Genomic DNA, 361 nt, shown 5'->3' on the forward strand with positions numbered 1-361 from the left:
GGGGCCCCGCCGACGGTGCCGAGCCCGGCGGCGTCGCCGGCGCGCTCGCGGCCGGGGCCGGCCTGCGGGGTGCCGCCATCGGCGAGATCGACCTCTCCGGCAGCTTCTCGCTGGTCGACATCGCCACGCCGCTCGCCGACGCGGCCGCTGGGGGCGGGGGTCGGGGCGACGCCGGCGAGCGTCGCGAACGCGGCTTCGGAGTGGGTGCGTCCTGGGTGGGACCAGGCCCACAGCACGGTCGCGGCCACGATCGGGCCGATGCCGGGCTGGTCCAGGAGGTCGGGGCGCCAGGACCGGACGATCGCCAGGATCGCTTTCTCGTGGATGGCGGCCTCGTCGGCCAGTGCACGGGCTCGGCGGG

Annotated in this window: 1 pseudogene; it reads right to left on the reverse strand. The window is 78.1% G+C overall.

What is annotated here, in order from left to right:
• Nucleotides 1-119: 119 nt before the first annotated feature.
• A pseudogene (locus tag V5O49_RS00260) lies at nucleotides 120-361 on the reverse strand (transposase); the annotation flags it as partial.

Origin of the sequence: Isoptericola haloaureus (assembly GCF_036689775.1) — a bacterium.
In the GTDB taxonomy this organism is placed as follows: Bacteria; Actinomycetota; Actinomycetes; order Actinomycetales; family Cellulomonadaceae; genus Isoptericola; species Isoptericola haloaureus.